Origin of the sequence: Psychrobacter sp. TB20-MNA-CIBAN-0197 (genome assembly GCF_040309765.1) — a bacterium.
GTDB lineage: Bacteria > Pseudomonadota > Gammaproteobacteria > Pseudomonadales > Moraxellaceae > Psychrobacter > Psychrobacter submarinus.
The window spans coordinates 1-289 of record NZ_JBEOPC010000351.1 but is presented as its reverse complement, the minus strand read 5'-3'; the positions used below and the strand labels follow the sequence as shown (position 1 = coordinate 289).

Annotated in this window: 1 protein-coding gene; it reads right to left on the bottom strand. The window is 44.6% G+C overall.

Annotation, left to right across the window (positions count from 1 at the left end; translation table 11 throughout):
• The coding region (locus AAEY83_RS13985; RefSeq protein WP_502945177.1) for a hypothetical protein at positions 1-289 on the bottom strand (289 nt) is incomplete at both ends.

Below are 289 nucleotides of genomic sequence, written 5' to 3'. Positions count from 1 at the left end.
CCCTTGTCCTGACACTGCGCTTTGTGGGTCTATACCCAAAGAACGTATTTCCGCCAAACCTGTGTCGTAAATGTACAGTGAGGCACACCCCGATACTTTGCCGTTAATTTCGGTTACAGCAAATTCGTTAATCGAGTGCACCATATCACTTTTAGCCCGTGGTAGGTTTTCGCCTACCGTAGCCCAATGTTGAACTAGCTTAGCAATCGATTCAACATCGTCTAAATTAGCATCACGAACCGTTATTTGCTGTTTTTTTTTCGCAGCTTTAATAGCGCTGGTTACTTGC